This window comes from Cellulomonas soli (genome assembly GCF_013409305.1).
Lineage (GTDB): Bacteria > Actinomycetota > Actinomycetes > Actinomycetales > Cellulomonadaceae > Cellulomonas > Cellulomonas soli.
Window position 1 is genome coordinate 3,406,132 of the sequence record NZ_JACBZJ010000001.1, and the last position, 23,844, is coordinate 3,429,975.

The 23,844-nt window shown below is 73.4% G+C and carries 25 protein-coding genes, 1 tRNA gene and 1 other RNA gene; 14 read left to right on the plus strand and 13 right to left on the minus strand.

The genetic code is table 11. From position 1 onward, the window contains the following. The first annotated feature begins 131 nt into the window (after nt 1-131). Nucleotides 132-632 (plus strand): DUF3145 domain-containing protein, encoded by a 501-nt coding sequence (locus BKA22_RS15515; protein WP_146951656.1) that lies wholly within the window; start codon nt 132-134, stop codon nt 630-632. A 118-nt stretch (nt 633-750) separates the two neighbouring features. Here the strand turns inward: BKA22_RS15515 and BKA22_RS15520 are convergent, their stop codons facing one another. From BKA22_RS15520 to BKA22_RS15540, 5 genes are all read right to left on the minus strand, one after another. Beyond that, nucleotides 751-1,995, minus strand: coding sequence for a beta-ketoacyl-[acyl-carrier-protein] synthase family protein (locus BKA22_RS15520; protein ID WP_146951657.1), 1,245 nt, complete (start codon nt 1,993-1,995; stop codon nt 751-753). A 216-nt stretch (nt 1,996-2,211) separates the two neighbouring features. Then, on the minus strand, nt 2,212-2,460 hold the full coding sequence (locus BKA22_RS15525; RefSeq protein WP_146951658.1) for an acyl carrier protein: 249 nt from the start codon (nt 2,458-2,460) through the stop codon (nt 2,212-2,214). Between the two features lie 105 nt (nt 2,461-2,565). Further along, complete coding sequence (locus BKA22_RS15530; protein ID WP_146951659.1) at nt 2,566-3,570, minus strand: beta-ketoacyl-ACP synthase III; 1,005 nt, start codon at nt 3,568-3,570, stop codon at nt 2,566-2,568. Nucleotides 3,571-3,605: 35 nt separating this feature from the next. Continuing rightward, nucleotides 3,606-4,580: an ACP S-malonyltransferase gene (locus BKA22_RS15535; RefSeq protein WP_146951660.1), complete on the minus strand. Its 975-nt coding sequence runs from the start codon at nt 4,578-4,580 to the stop codon at nt 3,606-3,608. A gap of 137 nt (nt 4,581-4,717) precedes the next feature. Next, nucleotides 4,718-5,968, minus strand: coding sequence for a PucR family transcriptional regulator (locus BKA22_RS15540; RefSeq protein ID WP_146951661.1), 1,251 nt, complete (start codon nt 5,966-5,968; stop codon nt 4,718-4,720). Nucleotides 5,969-6,305: 337 nt separating this feature from the next. On the opposite strand from BKA22_RS15540, the gene BKA22_RS15545 reads away from it, so the two are divergent. Continuing rightward, complete coding sequence (locus BKA22_RS15545; RefSeq protein ID WP_179561817.1) at nt 6,306-6,992, plus strand: hypothetical protein; 687 nt, start codon at nt 6,306-6,308, stop codon at nt 6,990-6,992. A gap of 124 nt (nt 6,993-7,116) precedes the next feature. Here BKA22_RS15545 and aceE read toward each other — a convergent pair whose 3' ends face one another. Beyond that, nucleotides 7,117-9,861 (minus strand): pyruvate dehydrogenase (acetyl-transferring), homodimeric type, encoded by a 2,745-nt coding sequence (aceE, locus tag BKA22_RS15550; protein ID WP_146951662.1) that lies wholly within the window; start codon nt 9,859-9,861, stop codon nt 7,117-7,119. Nucleotides 9,862-10,208: 347 nt separating this feature from the next. On the opposite strand from aceE, the gene BKA22_RS15555 reads away from it, so the two are divergent. Together BKA22_RS15555 and BKA22_RS15560 are read left to right on the plus strand one after the other, a co-directional pair. Continuing rightward, nucleotides 10,209-10,628 (plus strand): DUF3052 domain-containing protein, encoded by a 420-nt coding sequence (locus BKA22_RS15555; RefSeq protein ID WP_146951663.1) that lies wholly within the window; start codon nt 10,209-10,211, stop codon nt 10,626-10,628. 32 nt (nt 10,629-10,660) lie between these two features. Further along, nucleotides 10,661-11,131 carry a peroxiredoxin gene (locus tag BKA22_RS15560; RefSeq protein ID WP_146952004.1) on the plus strand — a complete coding sequence of 157 codons (471 nt, stop codon included), beginning with the start codon at nt 10,661-10,663 and terminating at the stop codon, nt 11,129-11,131. Between the two features lie 66 nt (nt 11,132-11,197). Here BKA22_RS15560 and BKA22_RS15565 read toward each other — a convergent pair. Continuing rightward, nucleotides 11,198-11,271: transfer RNA gene (locus BKA22_RS15565), tRNA-Val, on the minus strand. Nucleotides 11,272-11,369: 98 nt separating this feature from the next. Here BKA22_RS15565 and BKA22_RS15570 point away from each other — a divergent pair. The 5 genes from BKA22_RS15570 (at nt 11,370) to BKA22_RS15590 (ending at nt 16,538) form a co-directional block, all read left to right on the plus strand. Beyond that, nucleotides 11,370-12,233 carry an MOSC domain-containing protein gene (locus tag BKA22_RS15570; RefSeq protein WP_146951664.1) on the plus strand — a complete coding sequence of 288 codons (864 nt, stop codon included), beginning with the start codon at nt 11,370-11,372 and terminating at the stop codon, nt 12,231-12,233. A gap of 63 nt (nt 12,234-12,296) precedes the next feature. Next, a complete protein-coding gene (locus BKA22_RS15575) occupies nt 12,297-13,346 on the plus strand; it encodes a zinc-dependent alcohol dehydrogenase family protein (RefSeq protein ID WP_146951665.1) in 1,050 nt (349 codons plus the stop codon). Then, nucleotides 13,343-14,551, plus strand: a complete 1,209-nt coding sequence (locus BKA22_RS15580; protein WP_146951666.1) for a Nif3-like dinuclear metal center hexameric protein — start codon at nt 13,343-13,345, stop codon at nt 14,549-14,551. The genes BKA22_RS15575 and BKA22_RS15580 overlap by 4 nt, the downstream gene beginning before the upstream one ends. A gap of 18 nt (nt 14,552-14,569) precedes the next feature. Then, entirely contained in the window at nt 14,570-15,316 is a 747-nt protein-coding gene (locus tag BKA22_RS15585; protein ID WP_146951667.1) for a zinc ribbon domain-containing protein, read from the plus strand. Nucleotides 15,317-15,323: 7 nt separating this feature from the next. Then, the gene (locus BKA22_RS15590) at nt 15,324-16,538 is read left to right on the plus strand and encodes a bifunctional RNase H/acid phosphatase (RefSeq protein WP_146951668.1); all 1,215 of its coding nucleotides are present in this window, start codon (nt 15,324-15,326) and stop codon (nt 16,536-16,538) included. Between the two features lie 79 nt (nt 16,539-16,617). Here the strand turns inward: BKA22_RS15590 and BKA22_RS15595 are convergent, their stop codons facing one another. Beyond that, entirely contained in the window at nt 16,618-17,445 is an 828-nt protein-coding gene (locus BKA22_RS15595; RefSeq protein ID WP_146951669.1) for a YaaA family protein, read from the minus strand. A 79-nt stretch (nt 17,446-17,524) separates the two neighbouring features. Between BKA22_RS15595 and BKA22_RS15600 the strand changes: the two genes are divergently transcribed. The 3 genes from BKA22_RS15600 (at nt 17,525) to BKA22_RS15610 (ending at nt 19,083) form a co-directional block, all read left to right on the plus strand. After that, nucleotides 17,525-17,908: a tautomerase family protein gene (locus BKA22_RS15600; protein ID WP_146951670.1), complete on the plus strand. Its 384-nt coding sequence runs from the start codon at nt 17,525-17,527 to the stop codon at nt 17,906-17,908. 57 nt (nt 17,909-17,965) lie between these two features. Next, nucleotides 17,966-18,364: RNase P RNA component class A (rnpB, locus tag BKA22_RS15605), an RNA gene on the plus strand. A 149-nt stretch (nt 18,365-18,513) separates the two neighbouring features. Beyond that, nucleotides 18,514-19,083, plus strand: a complete 570-nt coding sequence (locus tag BKA22_RS15610; protein WP_146951671.1) for an exonuclease domain-containing protein — start codon at nt 18,514-18,516, stop codon at nt 19,081-19,083. Here the strand turns inward: BKA22_RS15610 and BKA22_RS15615 are convergent. Continuing rightward, nucleotides 18,996-20,069 carry a DUF817 domain-containing protein gene (locus tag BKA22_RS15615; protein WP_223203423.1) on the minus strand — a complete coding sequence of 358 codons (1,074 nt, stop codon included), beginning with the start codon at nt 20,067-20,069 and terminating at the stop codon, nt 18,996-18,998. The two genes, BKA22_RS15610 and BKA22_RS15615, sit on opposite strands and share 88 nt — an antisense overlap. 181 nt (nt 20,070-20,250) lie before the next feature. Between BKA22_RS15615 and BKA22_RS15620 the strand changes: the two genes are divergently transcribed. Continuing rightward, nucleotides 20,251-20,706 (plus strand): VOC family protein, encoded by a 456-nt coding sequence (locus tag BKA22_RS15620; RefSeq protein ID WP_146951672.1) that lies wholly within the window; start codon nt 20,251-20,253, stop codon nt 20,704-20,706. On the opposite strand, the gene BKA22_RS15625 is transcribed toward BKA22_RS15620, so the two are convergent. Genes BKA22_RS15625 through map form a run of 4 tightly spaced genes read right to left on the minus strand, consistent with a single transcriptional unit; the run spans nt 20,601 to nt 23,513 of the window. Beyond that, a complete protein-coding gene (locus tag BKA22_RS15625) occupies nt 20,601-21,044 on the minus strand; it encodes a DUF6191 domain-containing protein (protein ID WP_179561818.1) in 444 nt (147 codons plus the stop codon). The two genes, BKA22_RS15620 and BKA22_RS15625, sit on opposite strands and share 106 nt — an antisense overlap. Next, nucleotides 21,041-21,847 (minus strand): MBL fold metallo-hydrolase, encoded by an 807-nt coding sequence (locus tag BKA22_RS15630; protein ID WP_146951673.1) that lies wholly within the window; start codon nt 21,845-21,847, stop codon nt 21,041-21,043. The genes BKA22_RS15625 and BKA22_RS15630 overlap by 4 nt, the downstream gene beginning before the upstream one ends. Nucleotides 21,848-21,855: 8 nt before the next feature. Beyond that, nucleotides 21,856-22,644 (minus strand): polyphosphate--glucose phosphotransferase, encoded by a 789-nt coding sequence (gene ppgK, locus BKA22_RS15635; protein WP_146951674.1) that lies wholly within the window; start codon nt 22,642-22,644, stop codon nt 21,856-21,858. Next, a complete protein-coding gene (map, locus tag BKA22_RS15640) occupies nt 22,641-23,513 on the minus strand; it encodes a type I methionyl aminopeptidase (RefSeq protein ID WP_179561819.1) in 873 nt (290 codons plus the stop codon). The genes ppgK and map overlap by 4 nt, the downstream gene beginning before the upstream one ends. 138 nt (nt 23,514-23,651) lie before the next feature. On the opposite strand from map, the gene BKA22_RS15645 reads away from it, so the two are divergent. Beyond that, entirely contained in the window at nt 23,652-23,834 is a 183-nt protein-coding gene (locus tag BKA22_RS15645) for an SPOR domain-containing protein (protein ID WP_146951675.1), read from the plus strand. Nucleotides 23,835-23,844: the final 10 nt, after the last annotated feature.

Below are 23,844 nucleotides of genomic sequence, written 5' to 3' on the forward strand. Positions count from 1 at the left end.
AGGCTGGCGTCGGGAGCGGTTCTCCGGCATGCTGTGCCACAGCACACTGCGTGCGTATCGGTGCTGTGAGTCTCCGTCATGCGGGACGAGGTCGTTGGGGAAGGCGAACCTCGAGCCGTCAGGAGGACGACATGGCAGGTGCGATCACTCGCGGTGTACTTTTCGTGCACTCTGCGCCCCGCGCGTTGTGCCCCCACGTGGAGTGGGCGGCGGGCAACGTGCTGAGTTCGCGCGTCACCCTGGACTGGACGCCGCAGCCCGCCGGGCCCGGCTTCTACCGCGGGGAGTACTCGTGGCAGGGCGCGCAGGGCACCGGCGCGCGCCTTGCGTCCTCGCTGCGCGGGTGGGCACACCTGCGCTACGAGGTGACCGAGGAGGCCAGCCACGGGGCCGACGGCTCCCGCTGGAGCCACACCCCTGAGCTGGGCATCTTCCACGCTGCCACGGACGTGCACGGCAACGTCGTGGTGCCCGAGGACCGCATCCGTGCGGCCATGGAGCACGCCGACGACCCGCTCCGGCTGCGTTCCGAGCTCGACCTGGCGCTCGGTCAGGCCTGGGACGACGAGCTCGAGCCGTTCCGCTACGCCGGTGCCGGCGCACCCGTCCGCTGGCTGCACCGGGTGGGCTGACCCGGCAACGAGCCTGTTCACGGCCCGGTTCGACCGACCGGTCGTGCCGATCGCGCGAAGGCCGTCGACCCCTCGACAAAGGGGTCGACGGCCTTCGTCGCGCGGTGGGCCGTCTCCCTCAGACCGAGGTGACGACGAGGGCCACGTTGTGGCCGCCGAAGCCGAACGAGTTGTTCACGCCGGCGATCTGCCCGGCGGGCAGCGCCCGCGGGGTGTCCCGCACCAGGTCGAGCACGAGCTCAGGGTCGGGGTCGGTCACGTTGATCGTCGGCGGCGCCTGACGGTCGTGCAGGGCGAGGATCGTGAAGATCGTCTCCAGGGCGCCAGCACCGCCCAGCAGGTGGCCCGTCATGGACTTGGTCGCCGAGAGGGCGACGTGGTCCGCGTCGCCGCCGAGGAGGCCACGGATGCTGCGCGCCTCGATGAGGTCGCCGACCACCGTCGACGTGGCGTGCGCGTTCACGTGCGCGACGTCGGAGGCGGAGACGCCCGACTCCCCCAGGGCCGCGCGCATGGCGCGGATCTGCCCGTCGCCCGACGGCTCGGGCGAGGTGATGTGGTAGCCGTCGGCCGACAGCCCGACCCCGGAGATCCGGGCGTACACCCGGGCGCCTCGTGCGGCGGCGTGCTCGGCGGACTCCAGCACCACGACCCCGGCCCCCTCGCCGATGACGAAGCCGTCGCGGGCGCGGTCGTACGGACGCGAGGCGCCCTGCGGGTCGTCGTTGCGCAGCGACAACGTCCGGGACGCAGCGAACGCCGCGATCGGCATGGGGTGGATCGAGGCCTCGGTCCCGCCGGCCACGACCACGTCGGCGCGCCCGTTGCGGATCATCTCGACCGCGTAGCCGATGGCCTCGGCGCCGCTCGCGCAGGCGGAGACCAGGGCGTGCGCACCGGCGCGCGCGCCGAGCTCGAGGGAGACATACGCGGTGGGGGAGTTCGGCATGAGCATCGGCACGGTCATCGGGAGCACCCGGCGGGCGCCCTTCTCCCGCAGCGTGTCCCATCCGTCGAGGGTCGTCCAGATCCCGCCGATGCCGGAGGACACCACCGAGCCGAGACGCTCGCCGTCCACCTCGGGGCTCCCCGCGTCGGCCCACGCCTCGCGCGCCGCAATGATCGCGTACTGCGCCGAGGGGTCCATGCGCTTGATCTCGGGACGTGCGAGGACGTCCTCCGGGGAGACCTTGATCGTGGCGGCGAACGTGACGGGCAGGCCGTAGGTCTCCACCCAGTCGTTGTCGAAGGTGCGGGCACCGGACTGCCCGGCGAGCGCGGCGCTCCAGGTGCTGGGCACGTCCCCACCGAGGGGGGTCGTGGCGCCCAGGCCGGTGACGACGACGTCGGGTACGTGGCTCATCGGTGCTCCAGTCAGCGGTCGAGCGGTGGCTCGCGTGGTCCGGTCGGTGGCGTGCCCTCAGGAGGGCTCGTTGCCCGGCCCCAGGTCGCGGGGGCGCCGGGTCGCGCGGCACGGACCGGGATGGTCCGGCGATGGGTCACCCCGACCGGTCGCCCACCCGGGGGTGGCGACCGATCGGGGCCCTGCGTGCAGGGAAGACCCGTCAGGGGTGCAGGCTCAGGCCTGGGCCCCGGCGATGAAGGAGACGGCGTCGCCCACCGTGACGAGGTTCTTGACCTCGTCGTCGGGGATGCGCACGTCGAACTTCTCCTCGGCGAGCGTGACGATCGTCATCATCGACAGCGAGTCGATGTCGAGGTCGTCGGTGAAGGACTTCTCGGGCAGGACGGAGTCGGTCGGAAGACCGGTCTCCTCGCTGACGATCTCGGCCAGGCCGGCCAGGATGTCCTGCTCGCTGTGGGCCATCGGTGTCTCCTCAAAGGTCGGCAGTCGGTGCGACTGCTGGTGACTGCTGGTGGTCGTGAACGGTACAGCCGGGCCGACGGTACCGGGGTGCGTGGGTCGCCCGGCTCAGGGCAGGACGACGACCTGGGCGGCGTACACCAGCCCGGCGCCGAAGCCGATCTGCAGCGCGAGCGCGCCGCTGGAGACCTGGCCCTCGCGCAGCAGGCGCTCGGTCGCGAGCGGGATCGAGGCCGCCGAGGTGTTGCCGGTGTCGGCGATGTCCCGGGCCACGACGACCGACTCGGGCAGCTTGAGCTGCTTGATCATCTGGTCGATGATCCGCATGTTCGCCTGGTGCGGGATGAACGCGTCGATCTGGTCGGCGCTCACGCCGGCCGCGTCGAGCGCCTTCTGCGCGATCGGTGCCATCTGCCACACCGCCCACTTGAAGACCGACTGGCCCTCCTGCCGCAGCGTCGGCCAGCCGGCGCCGTGGTCGCGGGTGTCGAGCCAGGAGTGCGTCTGACGGATCGTCTGCGCCTGACCGCCGTCCGAGCCCCACACGGTCGGGCCGATGCCCGGGAAGTCGGACGGGCCGACGACCACGGCGCCGGCGCCGTCACCGAGCAGGAACGAGATCGAGCGGTCCGTCGGGTCGACGAACTCGCTCATCTTCTCCGCGCCGATGACGAGCACGTTGCGGGCCGCGCCCGAGCGCACCAGGGCGTCGGCCTGGCCGATCCCGTAGCAGTAGCCCGCGCAGGCGGCGGAGATGTCGTACGCGGCGGCGGGGGTCGCGCCGAGCCGGTCCGCAAGGATCGCGGCACCTGCGGGCGTCTGGTGGAAGTAGGTGACGGTCGACAGGATCACGGCGTCGATGTCGGCGCCGGTCAGCCCGGCGTTCTCGATCGCGGCACGCGCCGCACCCTCGGCGAGGTCGAGCACGTCCGTGCCTGCCTCGGCGCGACGGCGGGTGATGATGCCCGTGCGCTGCCGGATCCACTCGTCCGAGGAGTCGATCGGCCCGACGAGGTCGTCGTTCGGCACGACGCGCTCGCCGCGGATGCCGCCCAGCCCCAGGATGCGTGAGTAGGCGGGGCCGGAGGACTGGGTGAGGGTCGGACGGGTCACGACGTGCGCTCCTGGCTGCTGGGGTCGGTGGACGGTCACGCGTCGGCGGCCGTGTCGAGCTGCGTGCCGGCATGCCGGCGGACGAGGTCGCGAGCGGCGTCGAGGTCGGCGGGGGACTTCAGGGCGACGGTCTCGACGCCGGGCAGCGTACGCCGGGCCAGGCCGGTGAGCACCCCGCCGGGGGCCAGCTCGAGCAGCCCGGTGACGCCGTGCTCGACGAGCGTGGACTGGCACAGGTCCCAGCGCACCGGGTGCGCGACCTGGGCCACGAGGCGGGAGAGGGCGTCGGTACCGGAGGCGACGAGCGCACCGTCGGCGTTCGAGAGCAGCGGCAGCACCGGGTCGTGCACGGTGACGGACGCCGCAGCCGAGCGCAGCTCCTCGACCGCCGGTGCCATGTGCTCGGTGTGGAACGCACCGGCGACCTGCAGCGGGATCACCCGTGCGCGGGTCGGCAGGGTGGCGACGAGCGCGGCGACAGCCTCGAGGGTGCCGGCTGCGACGACCTGCCCGCCCCCGTTGACGTTGGCAGGGACGAGGCCGTGCTGCGCGAGCGAGGCCAGGACCTCCTCCGGGTCGCCCCCGAGCACCGCCGCCATGCCGGTGGGGGTCACGGCAGCCGCGCGGGCCATCGCCGCGCCACGGACCGCGACCAGGCGCAGGGCATCCTCCTGGCTGAGGACGCCGGCGGCGGCCGCCGCGGCCAGCTCGCCGACCGAGTGCCCCGCGAGGGCGTCGGCCCGACCCGGAAGGACGTCCGCGAACGGCGTGTCCGCGTCGGTCTCCAGGACCGCGCGCAGGCTCGCGAGAGCCGAGGCGACGAGCAGCGGCTGCGCGACCGCGGTGTCGCGGATCGTGTCCGCGTCCGAGGTGGTGCCGTGCGCGACGAGGTCCAGACCGGTCGTCGCGCTCGCGCGGCCGATCGTCTCGGCGACGACGGGCAGCTCGAGCCATGGGGCGAGCATGCCGGGGGACTGGGCGCCCTGACCGGGGCTGACGACGACGAGCACCCGTCCACTGTGCCCGCCCTGACCGGTTCGACCGGCTCACGGCGCACACCAAGGATCACCGCACCCCTTGTGCGGGACCTACAAAGCACCCGTGATCGCGAGAGGGGTCGTCCGTGGGTCGTGGCGGCGTCCGTGGCTCAGCGAGCCGGTTCGGGCGTCCCGGTCCCGTCCAGCCGCCCGACGGCCAGCGCCGTCTGCAGCACGTAGGACTCGCGCGCGTCCAGGGGGTCCCACCCGGTCACGTCAGCCACGCGGCGCAGGCGGTAGCGGACGGTGTTGGGGTGCACGTAGAGGGTGCGGGCGGCGGCCTCGAGCGATCGGCCGGTACCCAGGTACGCCGACAGCGTCTCCAGCAGCGAGCCCTGGCTGGTGGCCAGCGGCGCGTAGGCCTGCTGGATCAGCACGCGGCGTGCGGTGGCGTCGCCGACGAGCACCCGTTCGGGCAGCAGCTCGTCGGCCTGGACCGGGCGCGGAGCCTGCTCCCACGCGGCGGCGGCCACCAGGCCCGCGAGGGCGGCACGGGCCGAGCGCGAGCAGTCGGCCAGGTCCTGCACCACGGGGCCGATCACGACCGGACCCGGACCGAAGCGTGAGGTGAGCGCCTGCGCGGCGGCCAGCAGGTCTCCGCGCCCGCCCAGGAAGACGACCAGACGGTTTCCCTGGATGCCCACGAGCGCGTCGTCCACGGCGCGACGCAGCACGCGTCGCAGGTCCGCGGAGCGCACCTCGTCGAGCGGTCCGGCCGACGTCCCCGTCATGACGAGCATGGAGCCGTGACCGCTCCAGCCGAGCGCGGCGACCCGGGACCGCAGCGAGTCGTCCACGTCGCCGCGCACGAGCGCGTCCACGACGAGCGCCTCGAGCCGTGCGTCCCACGCGCCCCGGACCTCCGCCGCGCGGGCGTACACCTCGGCTGCGGAGAAGGCGACCTCGCGCGAGTACCGGAGCACGGCCTCGCGGACCTCGCGCTCCTCGCCGGGCGCTGCCAGCTGGTCGGAGTGGGCCTCGACCACGTCGACGATGACGCGCACGAGCTGCAGGGTGTGCTGCAACGAGATCGACCGGGTCAGCTCGGGCGGCGCTGCGGCGAAGATGTCGCCCACACCGTGCGGGGGCAGCGCGGGCGCGTTGAACCACGTGATGAAGGCGGTGATGCCCGCCTGCACGACCAGGCCCACCCACGAGCGGTCCTCCGCGGGCAGCGAGCGGTACCAGTCCAGGTCGGTGTCCAGCCGGCGCATCGCGGCCGCGGCCAGCAGACCGGTGCCCTCGCGGATGCGGCGCTGCGTCTCGACCCCGGCACGGGGGTCGGCGGTCGTGACCGTCGCCGGGGCTTCGTCGACGCCTGCCGGGTGGCCCACGGGGGAACGTCGTCCGGCACTGACCATGGGCCGAGCATAAGGGCCACCTTGTGGGAAGTCGACAAACGCCGGCCGTGGCGGACCGCGGTGTGCCGGTGGCTCGGCGCACCGCGTGAGCGTTCGTCGGACGCCGCGGGGCCGGGACGCGCGCGGGAAGCAGACGGGGCGAGAGCGGGCCGGGAACGGGGCGGATGCGGTCCGGGAACGGGCCAGGAACGGGCCAGGAACGGGCCGGGAACGGGCCGGGATGCGGTGCAGACGTGGCGCCGGATCGATCCGTGGAGGCAGCAGCGGAGGCCGATCTCCGCGTGACCCGGGCCTGGAGGGGGTGAGGGATGGGGATGGTTGCGGCTAGGGTCGCGTCATGGCACTCCTGCCCCGACTCCGTCAGCTGATGCGGCGCCCGACGTCCGCGTCGCGGGTCGGCGCGCGGCGGCCCACCACGGCTGCGAGACGCGGCGACACGCTTCACGAGGACGCCCTGCGCTCCATGCTCAGTGACGACCCCAACAACGAGCGTGCCTTCCGGGCGCTCGCGGAGATCGTCCGCCGGCGTGCTGCGGAGGCCTCCGGGGACGACGACCCGCTCACCGCGACGCTCGACGAGAGCGAGCGGCAGCGCGCGGCGGACCTGGCCGTGTGGGCGCTGGGCGAGGAGCTCGCCGGCAACCCGCGTGCCTGGTACCCGCTCATCGAGGTCGCCCGGCTCTCGGTCCGGGACGACCACGAGGGCACCTTGCGCCGACTCACCACGGCGACCGAGCGCGACCCGTCGGGCCGTGCGCTCGTCGATGCGCTCGCGCTGCTGCGCGAGGTCGGCATGCCCGTCGAGGCGCTCGGTCTGGGCACCGGGCACTGGCGGCCGCGTGAGCACGTGCCCGAGATCGCCCGCGAGCTGGTGCTCGCCGCTGTCGAGGCAGGTCGACCGCTGGACGCCAAGCAGCACCTGGCCGCGCTCGACCTCTACCCGGACCAGCGCAAGATCGCCACGCTGCGCGACGAGCTCGTGCACGCGGTCGCGCAGGCGGAGCAGAGCATCCAGGGCACCTGAGCAGGAGGCGACGCCGACGAGGTCGGCAGCAGACGTGTGCCGGGGCTGCCCGGACGGAGGAAGGCCCGGACGGGATCCCGTCCGGGCCTTCCTCCGTCAGCCGGCCATCAGGCCGACCGCACGGTCAGGAGTCACCGCCGGCGTTGCCGGAGGTGCCGGCCGTCACGTCGTGCAGGCGGTAGCGCTCGATGGCCTGAGCCGGAGCCTCGGCGGGCACCGCACCGGCGCGTGCGAGCTCGAGGAGCACGCGCACGGCCGTCGAGGGACCGTCGATCTTGAAGTGACGGCGTGCCGCCGCGCGGGTGTCGGAGAAGCCGAAGCCGTCCGCACCGAGCGTGGCGTAGCGCCCCGGGACCCACGCGCGCACCTGGTCGGCGACCAGGTGGTCGTAGTCCGTCGTGGCGACGAACGGGCCCTCGGCCCCGGCGAGCTTCGTCGTGAGGTACGCCTCGCGGGGAGCCTGTCCCGGGTGCAGGAACGCCTGCTCGTCGGCGGCCAGGCCGTCGCGGCGCAGCTCGTTCCAGCTGGTGACCGACCACACCGCGGCACGCACGCCCCAGTCGTCGGCGAGCAGCTGCTGGGCCTCGAGCGCCCACGGCACGGCGACACCGGAGGCCAGGATCTGCGCCTTCGGTCCCTCGCCCGGCGCGGGGGCGATGAGGTGGATGCCCTTGAGGATGCCCTCGACGTCCACGTCCTCCGGCTCGGCCGGCTGGATCATCGGCTCGTTGTAGACCGTGAGGTAGTAGATGACGTCACGGTCGCGACCGCCCGCCTCGCCGTACATGCGCTCGATGCCGTCGCGGACGATGTGCCGGATCTCGTACCCGTAGGCCGGGTCGTAGTGCACGACGTGGCTCATCGTGCCGGCGAGCAGCGGCGAGTGACCGTCCGCGTGCTGCAGGCCCTCGCCGGTCAGCGTGGTGCGTCCGGCGGTGGCGCCGATGAGGAACCCGCGCGCCATCTGGTCGCCGGCAGCCCAGAACTGGTCGCCGGTGCGCTGGAACCCGAACATCGAGTAGTAGAAGTAGAACGGGATCAGCGGCTCGCCGTGCGTCGCGTACGAGGTGCCGACGGCCTGGAAGGCGGACGCCGAACCGGCCTCGTTGATGCCGGTGTGCATGATCTGCCCCGACTCGGACTCCTTGTAGCTCAGCATGAGCTCGCGGTCCACGGCGAGGTAGTTCTGGCCGAGCGTGTTGAAGATCTTCGCCGACGGGAAGATCGCGTCCAGGCCGAACGTGCGGGCCTCGTCGGGGATGATCGGCACCAGGCGGTGGCCGAACTCCTTGTCCTTGATGAGGTCCTTGAAGAGGCGCACGAGCGCCATCGTCGTGGCGACCTCCTGCGTGCCCGAGCCCTTGGCCAGACCCTCGTAGGCCTTCGGCTCGGGGGTCTTCAGCGGCGTGTGCGTCGAGCGGCGCTCGGGCACGAACCCGCCGAGGGCACGGCGGCGCTCGAGCATGTAGCGCACGCCCTCGTCGTCGGCACCCGGGTGGTAGTACGGGGGCAGGTACGGGTCGGCGTCGATCTGCTCGTCCGTGATCGGGATGTGCAGCGAGTCGCGCAGGTTCTTCAGGTCCTGGTTCTTCAGCTTCTTCATCTGGTGCGTGGCGTTGCGCCCCGCGAAGCCCGAGCCGAGCCCGTAGCCCTTGATGGTGTGCGCCAGGATCACCGTCGGGGCACCCGTGTGCGCGCGGGCTGCCTTGTAGGCGGCGTAGATCTTGCGGTAGTCGTGCCCGCCGCGCTTGAGCGCCCAGATCTCGTCGTCCGTCATGTTCGCCACGAGCTGCTTGGTGCGCGGGTCGCGCCCGAAGAAGTGCTCACGGATGAACGCACCGGACTCGGCGCGGTACGTCTGGAAGTCGCCGTCGGGCGTCACGTTCATCAGGTTGACGAGCGCGCGGTCCTTGTCGGCGTTGAGCAGGACGTCCCACTCGCGGCCCCAGATGACCTTGATGACGTTCCAGCCGGCGCCGCGGAACTGCGCCTCGAGCTCCTGGATGATCTTGCCGTTGCCGCGAACCGGGCCGTCGAGGCGCTGCAGGTTGCAGTTGACGACGAACGTCAGGTTGTCCAGGCCCTGCTGGCCCGCCAGCTGGAGCATGCCGCGCGACTCGGGCTCGTCCATCTCGCCGTCGCCCAGGAACGCCCAGACGTCCTGCTGGCTGGTGTCCTTGATACCCCGCAGGTGCAGGTACTTGTTCGTCCACGCCTGGTAGATGGCCGAGGACGGGCCCAGGCCCATCGACACGGTCGGGAACTCCCACAGGTCCGGCGCGAGGCGCGGGTGCGGGTAGGACGGCAGGCCGCCACCGGGGTGCGAGACCTCCTGGCGGAACCCGTCGAGCTGGTCGGCCGACAGGCGCCCCTCGAGGAACCCGCGGGCGTAGACGCCGGGCGAGGCGTGCCCCTGGAAGTAGACCTGGTCGCCGCCGCCCGGGTGGTCCTTGCCGCGGAAGAAGTGGTTGAGCCCGACCTCCGTGAGCGTCGCCACCGACGCGTAGGAGGAGATGTGGCCACCGACCCCGATCCCAGGGCGCTGGGCGCGCGTCACCATGACCGCCGCGTTCCAGCGGATCCACGAGCGGTAGCGCCGCTCCATGACCTCGTCGCCGGGGAAGTACGGCTCGTCGTGCACGGCGATCGTGTTGACGTACGGCGTGTTGATGGACGCCGGGATCGCCACGTTCTTCTGGCGCGCGTGCCGCAGCATGCTCAGAAGGATGTAGCGGGCCCGAGGGCCGCCCTTGTCCTCGATGAGCCCGTCGAGGGACTCCAGCCACTCGCCGGTCTCGCCCGGGTCGATGTCGGGTACCTGGCTGAGCAGGCCGCCGATCAGCGGGCCTGTCTCGTCGATCGAAGCCACCAGCGCTCCTTGCCTCTCGTGCGCACGCCAGGCCGGTAGGCCCCGGCGCGCATCTCGGCCCTGACCGGCCCGTGCGGCGACCTCGTCGGGCGCGGCGGGCAGGTGCGGGTAGTCGACCCATTCTCGGACCCTCCTGGGCCGAAAGTCACACGCAGGGCCGATTTCCCGGACGTGACGTGGGTGACACGTGACGTACGCCGCTTCTGTGCACGTCGCAGCGGCGGGTCGGGCGCGCCGTGCCGTCGCCCCTTGCCAGGGCCCGGTGGGGTGCGGTGGGCTACGGTGTGCGGACATCAGCAGGTGCTTCCCGGTTCCGGGACACCGCGACGGAAGGGATCGGTCGGGACGTGTCATCCACTGCGGACGACTCCGCCACGCCGGCGGCTCGTCTGGGATTCACCGCGGGCCAGGTGATCCAGGAGTTCGGCTACGACGAGGACGTCGACCAGGACCTCCGTGAGGGCCTCGAGACGATCACCGGGTCCGAGCTCGTCGACGAGGAGTTCGACGACGTCACCGACGGTGCCGTCATCTGGTTCCGCGACGACGACGGCGACCTGACGGACGCCCTGGTCGACGCGATGACGGTGCTGGACGACAACGGGCCGATCTGGGTCCTGGTCCCCAAGGCCGGACGGTCGGGTCACGTCTCGCACAGCGACATCGAGGAGGCTGCCACCACCTCGGGCCTGCACGCGATGACGACGTTCTCCATCGCTGCCGACTGGTCGGCCACGCGGCTGGCCACGCGCGGCCGGGGCAAGTGAGTCACGAGCGAGCCACGAGTGAGCGGCGGCAGGTGACGGGTGTGCCGCAGGTCGGCGACCTCGCACCCGACTTCACGCTGTTCGACACGCACGGGACACCGGTCACCCTGAGCGCGCTGCGCGGGTCACCCGTCGCGCTGGTGTTCGTCCCGTTCGCGTTCTCCGGTCTCTGCACGGGTGAGCTGTGCGAGCTGCGGGACAACATCGCCGCGTTCGAGCGTGCGGGTGTGCGCCTGCTGGCCATCTCCTGCGACGCGATGTTCTCGCTGCGGGCGTGGGCCGAGCAGGACGGCTACCAGTTCGACCTGCTGTCCGACTTCTGGCCGCACGGCGAGGCGGCGCGCGCGTACGGGGTCTTCGACGACGAGCGGGGCCTGGCGGTGCGCGGCAGCTTCCTGCTCGACGCCGAGGGCGTGGTGCGCTGGTCGGTCGTCAACCCGCGCGGGCAGGCCCGCGACCTGCGTGGCTACCTGCAGGCCATCGCCGAGCTCGCTGCCGCCTGACGGCAGCGGCCCGCATGGTGCGCGTCGCGTCTCGCCGGGCTGGGTGCACGACGGTTCCGACGACGGTGGGCCCGGCCGGTCTCGAACCGACGACCTCCGCGGTGTAAGCGCGGCGCTCTGACCAACTGAGCTACAGGCCCCTGACGAACGGTCGCACAGCCTACCGGGGCGGGCGAGCGTGGGTGACCCTCACGCGTGCCTGCCGGGGCGCGGCGGACGCTTGCTACGGTCCGGTGTCGTGACCAGCAGCAGCACGGACCCGCAGGACGCCGCCGCGCCGCACGTCGCCTCGCTGGCGGTGCACCCGGTGAAGTCGTTGCGCGGGGTCGCCGTCACGTCCGCCGAGCTTCGCCCGGAGGGGCTGGTCGGGGACCGGCGATGGATGGTCGTCGACGAGTCCGGAGCGACGCTCACCGCGCGACGTGTGCCGCACATGCTCACCGTGCGGGCGACACCCACCACGGACGGCGGGCTCGTCCTCAGCCGAGCCGGTGCCCCGTCGTTGGCCGTCCGGGTGCCGGACCCTGCCCGGGGAGCCGTGGGCGTGACGATGACGGGGGTCGGGACCGCCGTGCCCGGCCCGGCGCAGGCGCACGCATGGCTGTCCGAGGCCCTCGGCAGGCCCGTGCGTCTGGTGCACCAGGGGGCGCCGACACGTCCCGTGCGACCTGAGGACGGCGGGCGCGCGGGCGAGGTCGTCACGTTCGCCGACGCGGCCCCGCTGCTCGTCGCCACCCGTGCCTCGCTGGCCCGGCTCGACGCCTGGATCGCCGAGGGCGCCGCCCATCGTGGAGAGCCGGCCCCGTCGGCGCTGCCCATGGAGCGCTTCCGGCCCAACCTCGTCGTCGGCGGCGACCTCGAGCCGTTCGCCGAGGACGGCTGGTCACGCCTGCGCGTCGGCGGCGTCGAGCTGCGCTTCGCCGAGCACTGCGACCGGTGCGTGCTCACCACGACCGAGCCGGGGACGGGCGCACGGGGACCCGAACCGATCCGCACGCTGGCCGTGCACCGCAAGCGCGACGGCAAGACCTGGTTCGGCGTGCGCATGATCCCCGTCACGACGGGTCGCCTGACGGTGGGGGATCCGGTCGCGGTCGGGTGACGTGCGTCGCCGGCGCGGCGCAGCGGAGGGCACCGTCCCCCACGGGGTCGTAATGTGCAGGTCATGCGCGCCACAGTCATCCACGGCCCCCACGACGTCCGGCTCGAGACCGTCCCCGACCCGGTGATCCAGCGACCGACCGACGCGGTGGTCCGGGTCGTGGCCGCCTGCGTGTGCGGGTCCGACCTGTGGTCCTACCGGGGCGTGCGCCCGACCACCGAGCCGGGCCGCATCGGCCACGAGTTCGTCGGCGTCGTGGAAGAGGTCGGCGCCGACGTGCGGTCCGTCCGCCCGGGCCAGTTCGTCATCGCACCCTTCTCGATCGCCGACAACACGTGCGTGCACTGTCGGCACGGAGTGCACACCTCGTGCGAGCAGCTCGCCTGGTGGGGCTCGCCCGACCACGACGGCGTGCCCAGCGACGCAGGCCAGGGCGAGTACGTGCGCGTCCCGCTCGCCGACGGCACCCTCGTGGCCACGCCGGAGCAGCCCTCGTCCGAGCTCCTCCCGCACGTGCTCTCGCTCAGCGACGTCATGGGCACCGGGCACCACGCCGCACGGGCCGCGCAGGTGGGCCCCGGCTCGACGGTCGTGGTCGTCGGCGACGGTGCGGTGGGCCTGTGTGCCGTCATCGCGGCCCGCCGGCTGGGCGCCGAGCGCGTCGTCGCGATGTCACGGCACGCCGACCGGCAGGCGCTCGCCCAGCGGTTCGGGGCGACCGACGTCGTCGCCGAGCGCGGGCCCGACGGGGTCGCCCGGGTGCGTGACCTGCTCGACGGGATCGGCGCGGACTGCGTGCTGGAGTGCGTGGGAACCAAGGAGTCGATGCAGCAGGCCCTCGACAGCGCACGGCCGGGCGGTCGCGTGGGCTTCGTGGGCGTGCCTGCCGGTGGCCCCGAGCTGCCCGTGCAGCAGATGTTCTCGACCAACGTCTCCGTCGCCGGCGGCGTGGCGCCCGTGCGCGGGTACATCCCCGAGCTGCTCGAGGACGTGTGGTCGGGGGCGATCCAGCCCGGCCTGGTGTTCGACCTCGTGCTGCCGTTGGCCGAGGTCGCCGAGGCGTACGCCGCGATGGACGAGCGGCGTGCCATCAAGTCGATGCTCCTGCCGTGACGGACCAGGGCGCGAACGGGGTCGGTTCGCCGACGCTCGCCGAGGTCGTCGAGGTGCTCGACCGGCGCTACCCGCCCGGCACCGCCGAGTCCTGGGACCGGGTGGGCCTCGTCGTCGGCGACCCTGCCCAGCCGGTGCGCAGGGTGCTGTTCGCCGTGGACCCGGTCGCCGACGTCGTGGACGAGGCGGTGGCTTGGGGTGCGGATCTGGTGGTCACCCACCACCCCTTGCTCCTGCGCGGCGTGCACCAGGTCGCGGCCACGACGACCAAGGGTGCGCTGGTGCACCGGCTGATCCGCGCCGGGGTCGGGCTCTACGCGGCGCACACGAACGCCGATGTCGCCACGGGCGGCGTCGCCGACGCGCTCGCGGCCGCCATCGGGCTGGTCGACACCCGCCCGCTGGTCGCCGCGCCCGCGGCGCCGCTCGACAAGCACGTGGTGTTCGTGCCCGTCACGCACACCGAGCGGCTCGTGGACGCGCTGGCCGCCGCCGGGGCCGGTGCCGTGGGGGAGTACAGCCGCTGCGCGTGGACGACCACGGGCGAGGGCACGTTCACGCCCTCGGCGGCCGCCAACCCGGCGATCGGCGCGGCGGGAGAGCCCGCGCGTGTCGTCGAGGCGCGCGTCGAGATGGTCGCCCCGCGCCGGTCGCGCGCAGCCGTCCTGGCAGCGATGCGTGCCGCGCACCCGTACGAGGAGCCCGCGTTCGACGTGCTCGAGCTCGCGACCTGGTCCGGGCCCACGGGCACGGGCCGGGTGGGTCGGCTGCCGGTCGCGACGACGCTCGCCGGGTTCGCCCAGGCGGTCGCGGACGCGGTGCCCGCGACCGTCCAGGGCGTGCGGTTCGCGGGCGCGCCCGACGGGCGCGTGGAGAGCGTCGCCGTGCTCGGCGGGTCCGGCGACTCCTTCTTCGACCAGGTCCGAGCCGCCGGCGTCGACGCCTACGTCACGGCCGACCTGCGCCACCACCCCGCCTCGGAGCAGCGTGAGCAGGCGCTGTTCGAGGCGCGAGGCGGTGCCGCCACGCCGTACCTGGTCGACCTGGCCCACTTCGCGTCCGAGTGGCCGTGGCTCTCGAACGGCGCGGCCGGGCTCGAGGCGGACCTGGCAGCGCTGGGCACTACGGTGGAGACCCGCGTCAGCACGCGCCGCACCGACCCGTGGACGGGCCGGGTCGCCGGTCGGGCCGACGCGCCGGCATGACCTGAGGGAAGGAACCCTGTGCCCAACGCACCCGTCGCGGACCAGCAGCGACTCCTGGACGTCCAGGCGCTCGACACCCGGCTCGACCAGCTGACGCACAAGCGTCGGACGCTGCCTGCCCTGGCGCGGCTGGTCGAGCTCGACAGCCAGGTGAGCGATCTGCACACCGCGCTGGTGACCTCGCGGACGGCCGTCGAGGACCTGCGCCGCGAGGTGCGCAAGGCCGAGACGGACGTCGAGCAGGTGCGCGGGCGCGCCGTTCGCGACCAGCAGCGGCTGGACGCAGGGCAGGGCAGCGCGAAGGACATGCAGGCCCTCACCAGCGAGCTCACCTCGCTCGCGCGGCGGCAGGCCGAGCTGGAGGAGGTCGAGCTCGAGGTCATGGAGCGGCTCGAGGCGCACGAGACCGCCCTCGCCGAGCTGACCAGCGCGCACACCGCGCTCATCGACCAGAAGAGCGTCGTCGAGGCCGAGCGGGACGCCGGGTTCGCCGAGGTCGACGCCGAGGCCACGCGGGTGCGCAACGAGCGTGAGACCGCGGTCGCCGGGCTCGACGAGGCGCTCGTCGCCCTGTACGAGCGGCTGCGCGGGCAGCTGGGCGGCTCGGGAGCGGCCGCGCTGCGCGGACGGCGGTGCGAGGGCTGCCGGCTCGAGCTCAACCCGCTCGACCTGGACGTGATCCGCAAGAAGCCGGCCGAGGCCGTCGTGCGGTGCGAGGAGTGCGGGCGGATCCTGGTCCGTCTGCCCGAGCCCGCGAAGGGCTGACCCGCCGGTGGGAACGGGCGCGGGGCGGCGGCTGGTCGTCGAGGCGGACGGCGGGTCTCGGGGCAACCCCGGACCTGCCGGTTACGGGGCGCTCGTCCGCGACGCCGAGACCGGGCAGGTCCTTGCCGAGCGGCACGGCTTCCTCGGTGTGGCGACCAACAACGTCGCCGAGTACTCGGGCCTGCTCGCGGGTGTCCAGGCGGCGCTCACGGTCGACCCCGAGGCCAGCCTCGAGGTGCGGATGGACTCCCGGCTCGTCGTCGAGCAGATGCGCGGGGCGTGGAAGACGAAGCACGAGGACATGCGCCGCCTCGGCGACCAGGTGCGGTCGCTCGTCGACGTCGACCGGGTCACCTGGACGTGGGTGCCTCGGGCGCAGAACTCGGATGCGGACCGGCTCGCGAACCAGGCGATGGATGCCGGTGGTCCGGAGCCCGTCGCCGACGCCGCCCGTGGGGGTGCGCACTCGGTCGCGGGGGCACCCGATGCCGCGCAAGGCACGGGCGCGGGTCCGGACCCGGCGGTGCGTCCGCGCGTGTCGGGCGCGGCCGCGCGGTTCGACGACGCCCGTCCGGTCACCGTCGTGCTCGTCCGCCACGGGCAGACCACGATGACCGTCTCGCGCGGGTACTCCGGATCCTCCGAGCCCGGTCCGCCGCTCGACGAGACGGGTCAGGGGCAGGCGCGCGCGGCTGCGGCGCTCGTCGAACGCGTCGGGCGTGACCTGTGGGGCGACATCCCCTACCCGAGCGAGCTGGTGGCCTCCCCGATGGTCCGCACGCAGCAGACCGCCGGGGTGATCGCGGGGCGCCTCGGGCTGCCGGTCCGCACGGACGCCGGCTTCCAGGAGGCCGACTTCGGTGCGTGGCAGGGCCTGGCTCCCGAGGAGATCGAGGCCCGGTGGCCGGGGATGCTCGAGAAGTGGCACACGTCGGCCGACCTGCGCCCCCCGGGCGGGGAGTCGATCGAGGACGTCGGCCGACGCCTCGGTACCGCGCTCGACGGGCTGCTGACGGCCGGCACCGACCGGACCGTGGTGGTGGTCAGCCATGCGGTGGCCATCCGGGCGTGTCTCGGGCTCACGATGGGGGCGCAGCCGTCCTCGTGGAGCCGGTTGAGGGTCGCGCCGGCGTCGGTGAGCATCGTGCGCCTGTACCCGGACGGACGCCACGAGGTCGCGGTCGCGGGCGCACCGAGCGAGGGCTGGGGCACCCGCGCCTGAGGTCAGGCGGCCGTCGCCAGTGGCAGGGCGACGAGGACCGGCACGGTGCGCATCCACCGGGGGCGGGCCCTCGCGCCGGTCACGAGACCACCAGCGACAGCACACGTGCCGCGGTGCGTGAGGTCGGACCCAGCTCGACGGCGAGCACCGAGGAGGCTGCGGTGCCCGGCCCCGCACCCCCGGCGGTGCCCAACGAGGTGCCGATCAGCTCGGCGGCGGCCGCTGCGAGCGTGTCGGCGTCGTGCGGGGCCTTGCCCCGGCGGGTGAGCAGGTGGCGCGTGAGCACGCCGCGCGTGTGCTTGGCGTGGTGCGAGACCACGGTGCGGGTGCCCGCCTGCTCGCGCAGCACCTGCACGGCCACGCGGTGCGCCGACGACGGCGGGCGCCACGCGGCCGCGTACGTCGCCGAACGGCAGTCGACCACCAGGTCGCCCTCGGCCCGAGGGTCGAGCACGGAGCCGAGGTGGTCCCGCCACGCCGCCGCGAGCCCGCCGACACCCGTCAGGGTCGTGCCCATCGAGAGCCTGTAGGCCGGGATCGGGTCGTCCGGTGTCACCGCGCCCCACAGGCCCGAGACGATCCTGACGGTGGACGCGGCCCGCTCGCGCTGCGTCGGGGTGAGCCGGTCGAGCCCGGCAGCCGCGTAGAGGACCCCGGTGTAGACCCGCCGTGCGGGAGCCGTCGGGGCGGTGCGCAGGTGCACGTTCCGGGCGACCTCCGCGGCGAGACCCGGACCGACACCGAGCACCTCGAGCGCCCCCGGTCGGCCGCTGACCTGCACGAGCGCGTCGAGCACGCGCTCACGTGCCTCGGTCAGGGCAGGGGAGGACAGGGCGTGCAGGTCGAGCGTCGGGCCGGTGGCCGGGGGAGCGGTCTTGCCTTCGGACGGCGGGAGGAGCACGAGCACGCCCCGACTGTAGGCTCCGCCGCGCAACCACGTCCGCGCCGACCGGGGTGCGGCCAGGGACCGGAGACGGGGTAAACGCATGGCCCACCTGACGATCTACGGACGCCGAGACGTCTGGGCCGACCGACGGCGCGAGGTCTCCGACGCGCTGCACGCCGCGCTGGTCGGCGCCTGGGGCCTGCCCGAGGAGAAGAGGTTCCACCGCTTCGTGCTGCTCGACCCCGAGGACCTCATCGCCCCGCGCGGGCCCGAGTACCTGGTCGTGGAGGTCGTCGCGTTCGCGGGGCGCAGCCGGGCCGCCCGCCGCGAGCTCGTCCGACGGATGTTCGACGACGTCGCGCCGGCGCTGGGTCTGGGTGCGGACGACCTGGAGATGGTCCTCCTGGAGAGCCCGCCGGAGAACTGGGGCATCCGTGGGGTCGCCGGCGACGAGCTGACGCTGCCGTACCGCACCGACGTCTGACGCCACCCGCCGTCGTGTCGGCCGGGCGCCCGTCGCGCGCTAGGCTGACGGCGCGGATGAGTCAGTCAGGCGGCCGCGTCGGGTCCTTCCGCACGGAGGGTCTCGCCGAGGAACGTCCGGGCTCCGTAGGGCAGGGTGGTGGGTAACGCCCACCCGGGGTGACCCGCGGGACAGTGCCACAGAGAACAGACCGCCTCGTCCTTCCGGTTCGCCGGACGGGTGAGGTAAGGGTGAAACGGTGGTGCAAGAGACCACCAGCGTGCCGGGCGACCGGTGCGGCTAGGTAAACCCCACCCGGAGCAAGGTCAGACAGGGAGCGTTCGAGGGCGGCCCGCCCGAGCTCCCGGGTAGACCGCTGGAGGCGTGCGGCAACGTACGTCGTAGATGGATGGTCGCCACCCGCGCGGGGGCAACCGCGCGCGGGGACAGAACCCGGCGTATCGACTGACTCATCCGCCCTCAGGGCCTCGCCCCGCAGGGCCGCCGGGCGGGCCGGCGGGGCCGAGATCGCCAGTCACGAGTGGCGCGCCACAGCCCCCTCACCTGCGCCGACGTCGTCTCCAGGGTCCCGGAGGCAGGTCCGCTTTCGCGCCTACGATGCCCGCATGCCGCACGCTGCCCTGCCTGGCCTGTCGTTCACCGCGATCGACTTCGAGACCGCCAACCCGAAGCGGGCGTCGGTCTGCTCCGTCGGTGTCGTCAAGGTCCGTGACGGTGTCGTCGTGGACTCGATGGAGACCCTGGTGCAGCCGCCTCCCGGGCATCGGTCGTTCAGCAGCTACAACGTGGCGGTCCATGGGATCACCGCGAACGACGTCGTGGTCGCGCCCACCTGGGACCGGGTCTACCCCGCCGTCACCGAGTTCGCCGGCGGGGACGCTCTCGTCGCGCACAACGCCACGTTCGACCGCTCGGTGATGGCGAGTGCGAGCCAGGAGTACGGGATCGGCGTGCCCCCGACGAAGTGGCTCTGCACGCGCGACACGGCCAGGGCCGTCCTCGACCTCGCGTCCTACCGGCTCCCCGACGTCTCCATGGCCCTGAACATCGCCGCACACGCCCACCACGACGCGGGAGCCGACGCACGTCAGTGCGCACTGGTCCTCGTCGAGCTGTGCCGCAGGCTCGGACCGGGTGGGCTGGACCTCGTGCGACGCAACACCAAGGCGTGGTGACCTCTCACCTCCGCTGCTGCGGACGCATCCGCAAGGCCCCGGTCGGCGAGAGCGCGCCGCCCGTCCTCAGGGGGGCGGGGCTCGTGCACCCAGGCGACCAGCACCACCGAGACGATCATCAGCAGGAACCAGGAGACGAGCTTGCTCGCCGAGACAGGCTGCCAGCCGGCCTCCTGGTCCGGGTATCGCCACGCGCCGGAGAACGTCGCCAGGTTCTCTGCCAGCCATATCGCGACGGCGACCAGGGCGAAGCCGCCGACCAGGGGCATGCGGTACCGCGAGGCGTGCGCCCGGAAGTGGAGGGTGCAGCGCCCGAACACCGCCAGGACCGCCCCCACGAGCACCCAGCGGACGTCCACGAACCAGTGGTGCGTGAAGAAGTTGGCGTAGATGCCGGCGGCGAGCAGGGCGCTGACCCATCGGCGCGGGTACCGGTCGAACCGCAGGTCGACGATCCGGAGGACGCGCACCATGTACGAGCCGACAGCGCCGTACATGAAACCGGAGAACAGCGGCACCCCGGCGATCCGGAGCACCCCGTCGGCGGCGTAGGACCACGAGCCGACATCGGTCTTGACGAGCTCCATCGCGGTGCCTGCGAGGTGGAAGAGCACGATCACGCGCAGCTCGCGTGCGGTCTCGAGGCGTGTCGCGACCATCAGGACCTGGATCGCCACGGCCGCCAGGGTCAGGGCGTCGTCGCGGACGAGGGGCGCGCCTGCGGGGTAGAACAGGTGGGCGAGCAGGAGCACGCTCAGCAGCAGCGCGCCGAACACGCACGCCCAGGCCTGTTTGAGCGCGAACACGACGAGCTCGACCAGCCACGCATCGCGGCGCCTGCGCCCGAGCGCCTCGGCACGCGCGATCCGACGGTTCGCCCACGCGTCGAGCCGCTCCTCGACCGCGGTGAGCCCGCGGTGCGGTGGTTCCTCGTCGACGCCCCGGTCTGCACCGACGTCGGGGATCGTGCCGAGCTGCATGCCCATGGGTGCGATCCAACCGGGTGCGTCGCCCGCGAGGGGTGACGGTGCCGGTCGGGGCCTGTGCAGGGCCTGGGGTGATCCTGTGACCTGGTCAGATCGCGGTGATCGCCCGGCCGACCTGCCACGACGTGAGACCAGGACGTAGGTCCCGGGAGGGGGTGCGGTGCGGCCTTAGCGTGCACGGATGTCGTCTCGTCGCTCCGACCTGGACCTCGCACTCGTCATCGTCGCCGTCGACGACCTGGCGGCCGCTGTGCGGTTCTGGACCGAGCTCACCGGCTGGGTGCTCACGGACGACGCGCCCGTCTACCACGAGATGCGCTCGCCGTCGGGTACGCGGCTGGGCCTCTACACCCGCGAGGCGTTCGCCGAGAACCTGGGCGTCGCCGCCGCGGGGCTCGCCGCCGGGCCCTTGATGCCCGCCGAGGTGTACCTCGCGGCGCACGACGTCGCGGAGGCGGCGGCACGTGCCGAGCGGCTCGGTGCGAGCGTGCTGGCTCCCGCGGAGGTCAAGCCGTGGGGCGACACCGTTGCCTACGTGCTCGCGCCCGGGGGTTTCGTCGTGGGGTTCGCCTCGCCGGCGCCGACCTCGGTGGCACTGGTGCCCGAGGCCGTGGCCGAGCCCGGCGCGGGCATCTGAGTCGAGGCGGCGGGGCGGTCACCGCGCTGCCGGTCGGCAGGCTCTCGTGCGGGCAGGTGCACGACGCCGCTGTCCAGGTCGATCGGCGGCGCCGAGTCTCCGACGAGATCGGTCTCGAGCCGCTGACGCTCGAGCTCCTCGGTCAGGTGCACGCGGCTGGGCTGGAAGATCTCGACGAGGTCCCCGAGGGCACCCGTCGCCGCGGAGGAGCCGCCCGTCGGGCGAGGGCGCTCACGGGGGCGCCGGTCGAAGACCCCGGTGGCCACGAGGCGGTCGAGCCCGACGGCGAGCAGCACGACGAGCACGATCCCGACGGCCCATGCCGCGTGCCCGCTCATCGGCGCAGCGCCGCGACCTGCTCGGCGTGCTGCCGCGCGAGCCAGGGGTCCGTCAGGCGCGGGTCCGTGGGACCGCCGCCGGGCACTCGTCCCGCACCGGAGGCCAGGGCGTCCAGGTAGCCGCGGTCCGTGGCGATCCGCAGGTCGATCGCCTCGCCGGACGCCACGGAGCCGTGACCGGGGACCAGTACCTGCACGCCGTTCTCGGCACGGACGCGGGCCAGCGTCGCCAGACCGTCCCGGTAGGCGCCGACGGTGTCGGCGGCGTCGAGGTCGAGCAGCGGCACCTCGGTGTCGGACAGCATGTCACCGGCGAGCAGGACCCCGGCCGCGGGCACCACGAGGGCGAGGTGCCCGGGTGCGTGCGCGTCGTGCTCGGCCGCCAGCACCGCCGGGCCCTCCCACGGCACACGATCTCCGGGCAGGGCCCGCAGCCCGGACGTCACGGCAGCCCCGTGGCCCGCGTGCTCGGCCTCGGCCTGCGCCACGAGCGCGTCGTGGGTGGCGCCGACCCGCTCGACCGTGCGCCCGCTCGCCCACCTCGGCACGTCACCGAACCGGGGCGTCCACAGCACGTGGTCCCAGTGCGCGTGGGTCGCCACGGCGGCCCTGACCCGCCAGCCGCGTGCGGCGATCTCCTCGGCGAGGGCGTCCAGCTCCTGGGGCGAGAGCGCCGGGTCGACGAGCAGGCATGCGCCGTCGTCGGCCACGACGAGCGTCGTCGTCGTCCTCCACGTTCCCGCCGTCGCGACCCAGACCCCGGGCGCCACCTGCGTCAGCGCACGGCTCAGGGCGCGGTCCATCGCGCGCGTCAGTCGAGCCGGGTCCCGTGGGCTGCCAGTGCCGCGGCGCCGACGATCCCGGCAGCGTTGCGCAGGCCCGCGGGGACGATCGGTGTGCGCAGGTCGAGCAACGGCAGGAACTTCGCGTGGTCCTTGCTCACCCCGCCGCCCACGACGATGAGGTCCGGCCAGAACAGGTTCTCCACGACCGTGAAGTAGCGCTGCAGGCGCGCGGCCCACTGCGCCCAGTCGAGGCCGTCGCGGTCCCGCACGCTCTCGGCGGCACGGCTCTCCGCGTCGTGCCCGTCGATCTCCAGGTGACCCAGCTCGGTGTTCGGCACGAGCACGCCGTCGACCACGAGCGCCGACCCGATGCCGGTGCCGAGCGTGACGACCAGCACGACGCCCCGCACGCCCTTGGCCGCGCCGTACAGCACCTCGGCGTACCCGGCGGCGTCCGCGTCGTTCACGGCCAGGACCCGTCGACCGGTCGCGGCGTGCACCGCCTTCTCGACGTTCGTGCCGATCCACGACCGGTCGACGTTCGCCGCGGACTGCGCGACCCCGTGCAGGATGACCGCGGGGAACGTCACCCCGATCGGGACGTGCTGGTCGAGGCCGAACGAGTCGACGATCTGGGCGACCGTGTCCGCCACGGCCCCGGGTGTGGCCGGCTTCGGCGTCGGGATGCGCTCGCGGTCCGCGGCGAACTCGCCCGAGCGCAGGTCGACCGGGGCGCCCTTGATGCCCGAGCCGCCGATGTCGATGCCGAACGCCTGCTCGTGCGCGTGCTTGTCGTCCTTCGCGTGCTTGTTCATGGCAGTGTCAGGATCTCCGCTCCGGTGTCGGTGACGAGCAGGGTGTGCTCGAACTGCGCGCTGCGGCGACCGTCGGCCGTGAGCACCGTCCAGTCGTCGTCCCACATCACCCAGTCGGGGGTGCCGAGGTTGAGCATCGGCTCGATGGTGAAGACCATGCCGGGCTCGATCACGGTGTCGTAGCCCGGCGCGGCGTCGTAGTGCGGCACGACGAGCCCGGTGTGGAACGCCGGGCCGACTCCGTGCCCGGTGTAGTCGCGGACCACGCCGTAGCCGAACCGTGCCGCGAACTTCTCGATGACGCGGCCGATCACGTTGATCTCGCGCCCGGGCACGACCGCCTTGATGGCCCGACGCAGCGACTCCTGCGTGCGCTCGACGAGCAGCCGTGACTCCTCGTCGACGTCGCCGGCGAGGAACGTCGCGTTGTTGTCCCCGTGCACGCCGGCGATGTACGCCGTGATGTCCACGTTGACGATGTCGCCGTCCTGGATCACGGTCGTGTCCGGGATGCCGTGGCACACGACCTCGTTCAGCGAGGTGCACAGGGCCTTCGGGAAGCCCCGGTAGCCGAGCGTCGAGGGGTACGCGCCGTGGTCCACCAGGTACTCGTGGCCGATCCGGTCCAGCTCGTCGGTCGTCACACCGGGTGCCACGTGCCTGCCGACCTCCTCGAGGGCCTGCGCAGCGATGCGCGCTGCGACACGGATCCGCTCGATGGTGCCCTCGTCGAGCACGTCCGGGCCGGTGTAGGGGCTCGGTCCCGGGCGGCCGACGTACTCCGGGCGGGCGATCGACGATGGGACCGACCGCTGGGGCGAGACCCGACCGGGGACGAGGGCGGCTCGGGCTGCGTGCGCGGTCGACATGCCTGGCAGTCTACGGAATGGGGGATGGACCGCCCGTGGGGCCGGGTGAGCCGACGGCACGGCGGCGGGCACCGAGAGGGGTACCGAGACGGGCACGAGGCCGGGCACCGCGACTGGCACGCAGGAGAGGGGACGACGATGACCGACGAGTCCGACGAGTACTGGTTCAACACGCAGACCCGACAGGTCGAGGTCGGCAGGCGCAGCGACTGGTCGCACCTCATGGGTCCCTACCCGACCCGTGAGGCGGCCCAGCACGCGCTGGAGAAGGCCGTCCGGCGGACGCAGGACTGGGACCAGGAGGACGAGCGCTCGCGCTGAGCCGCTGCCG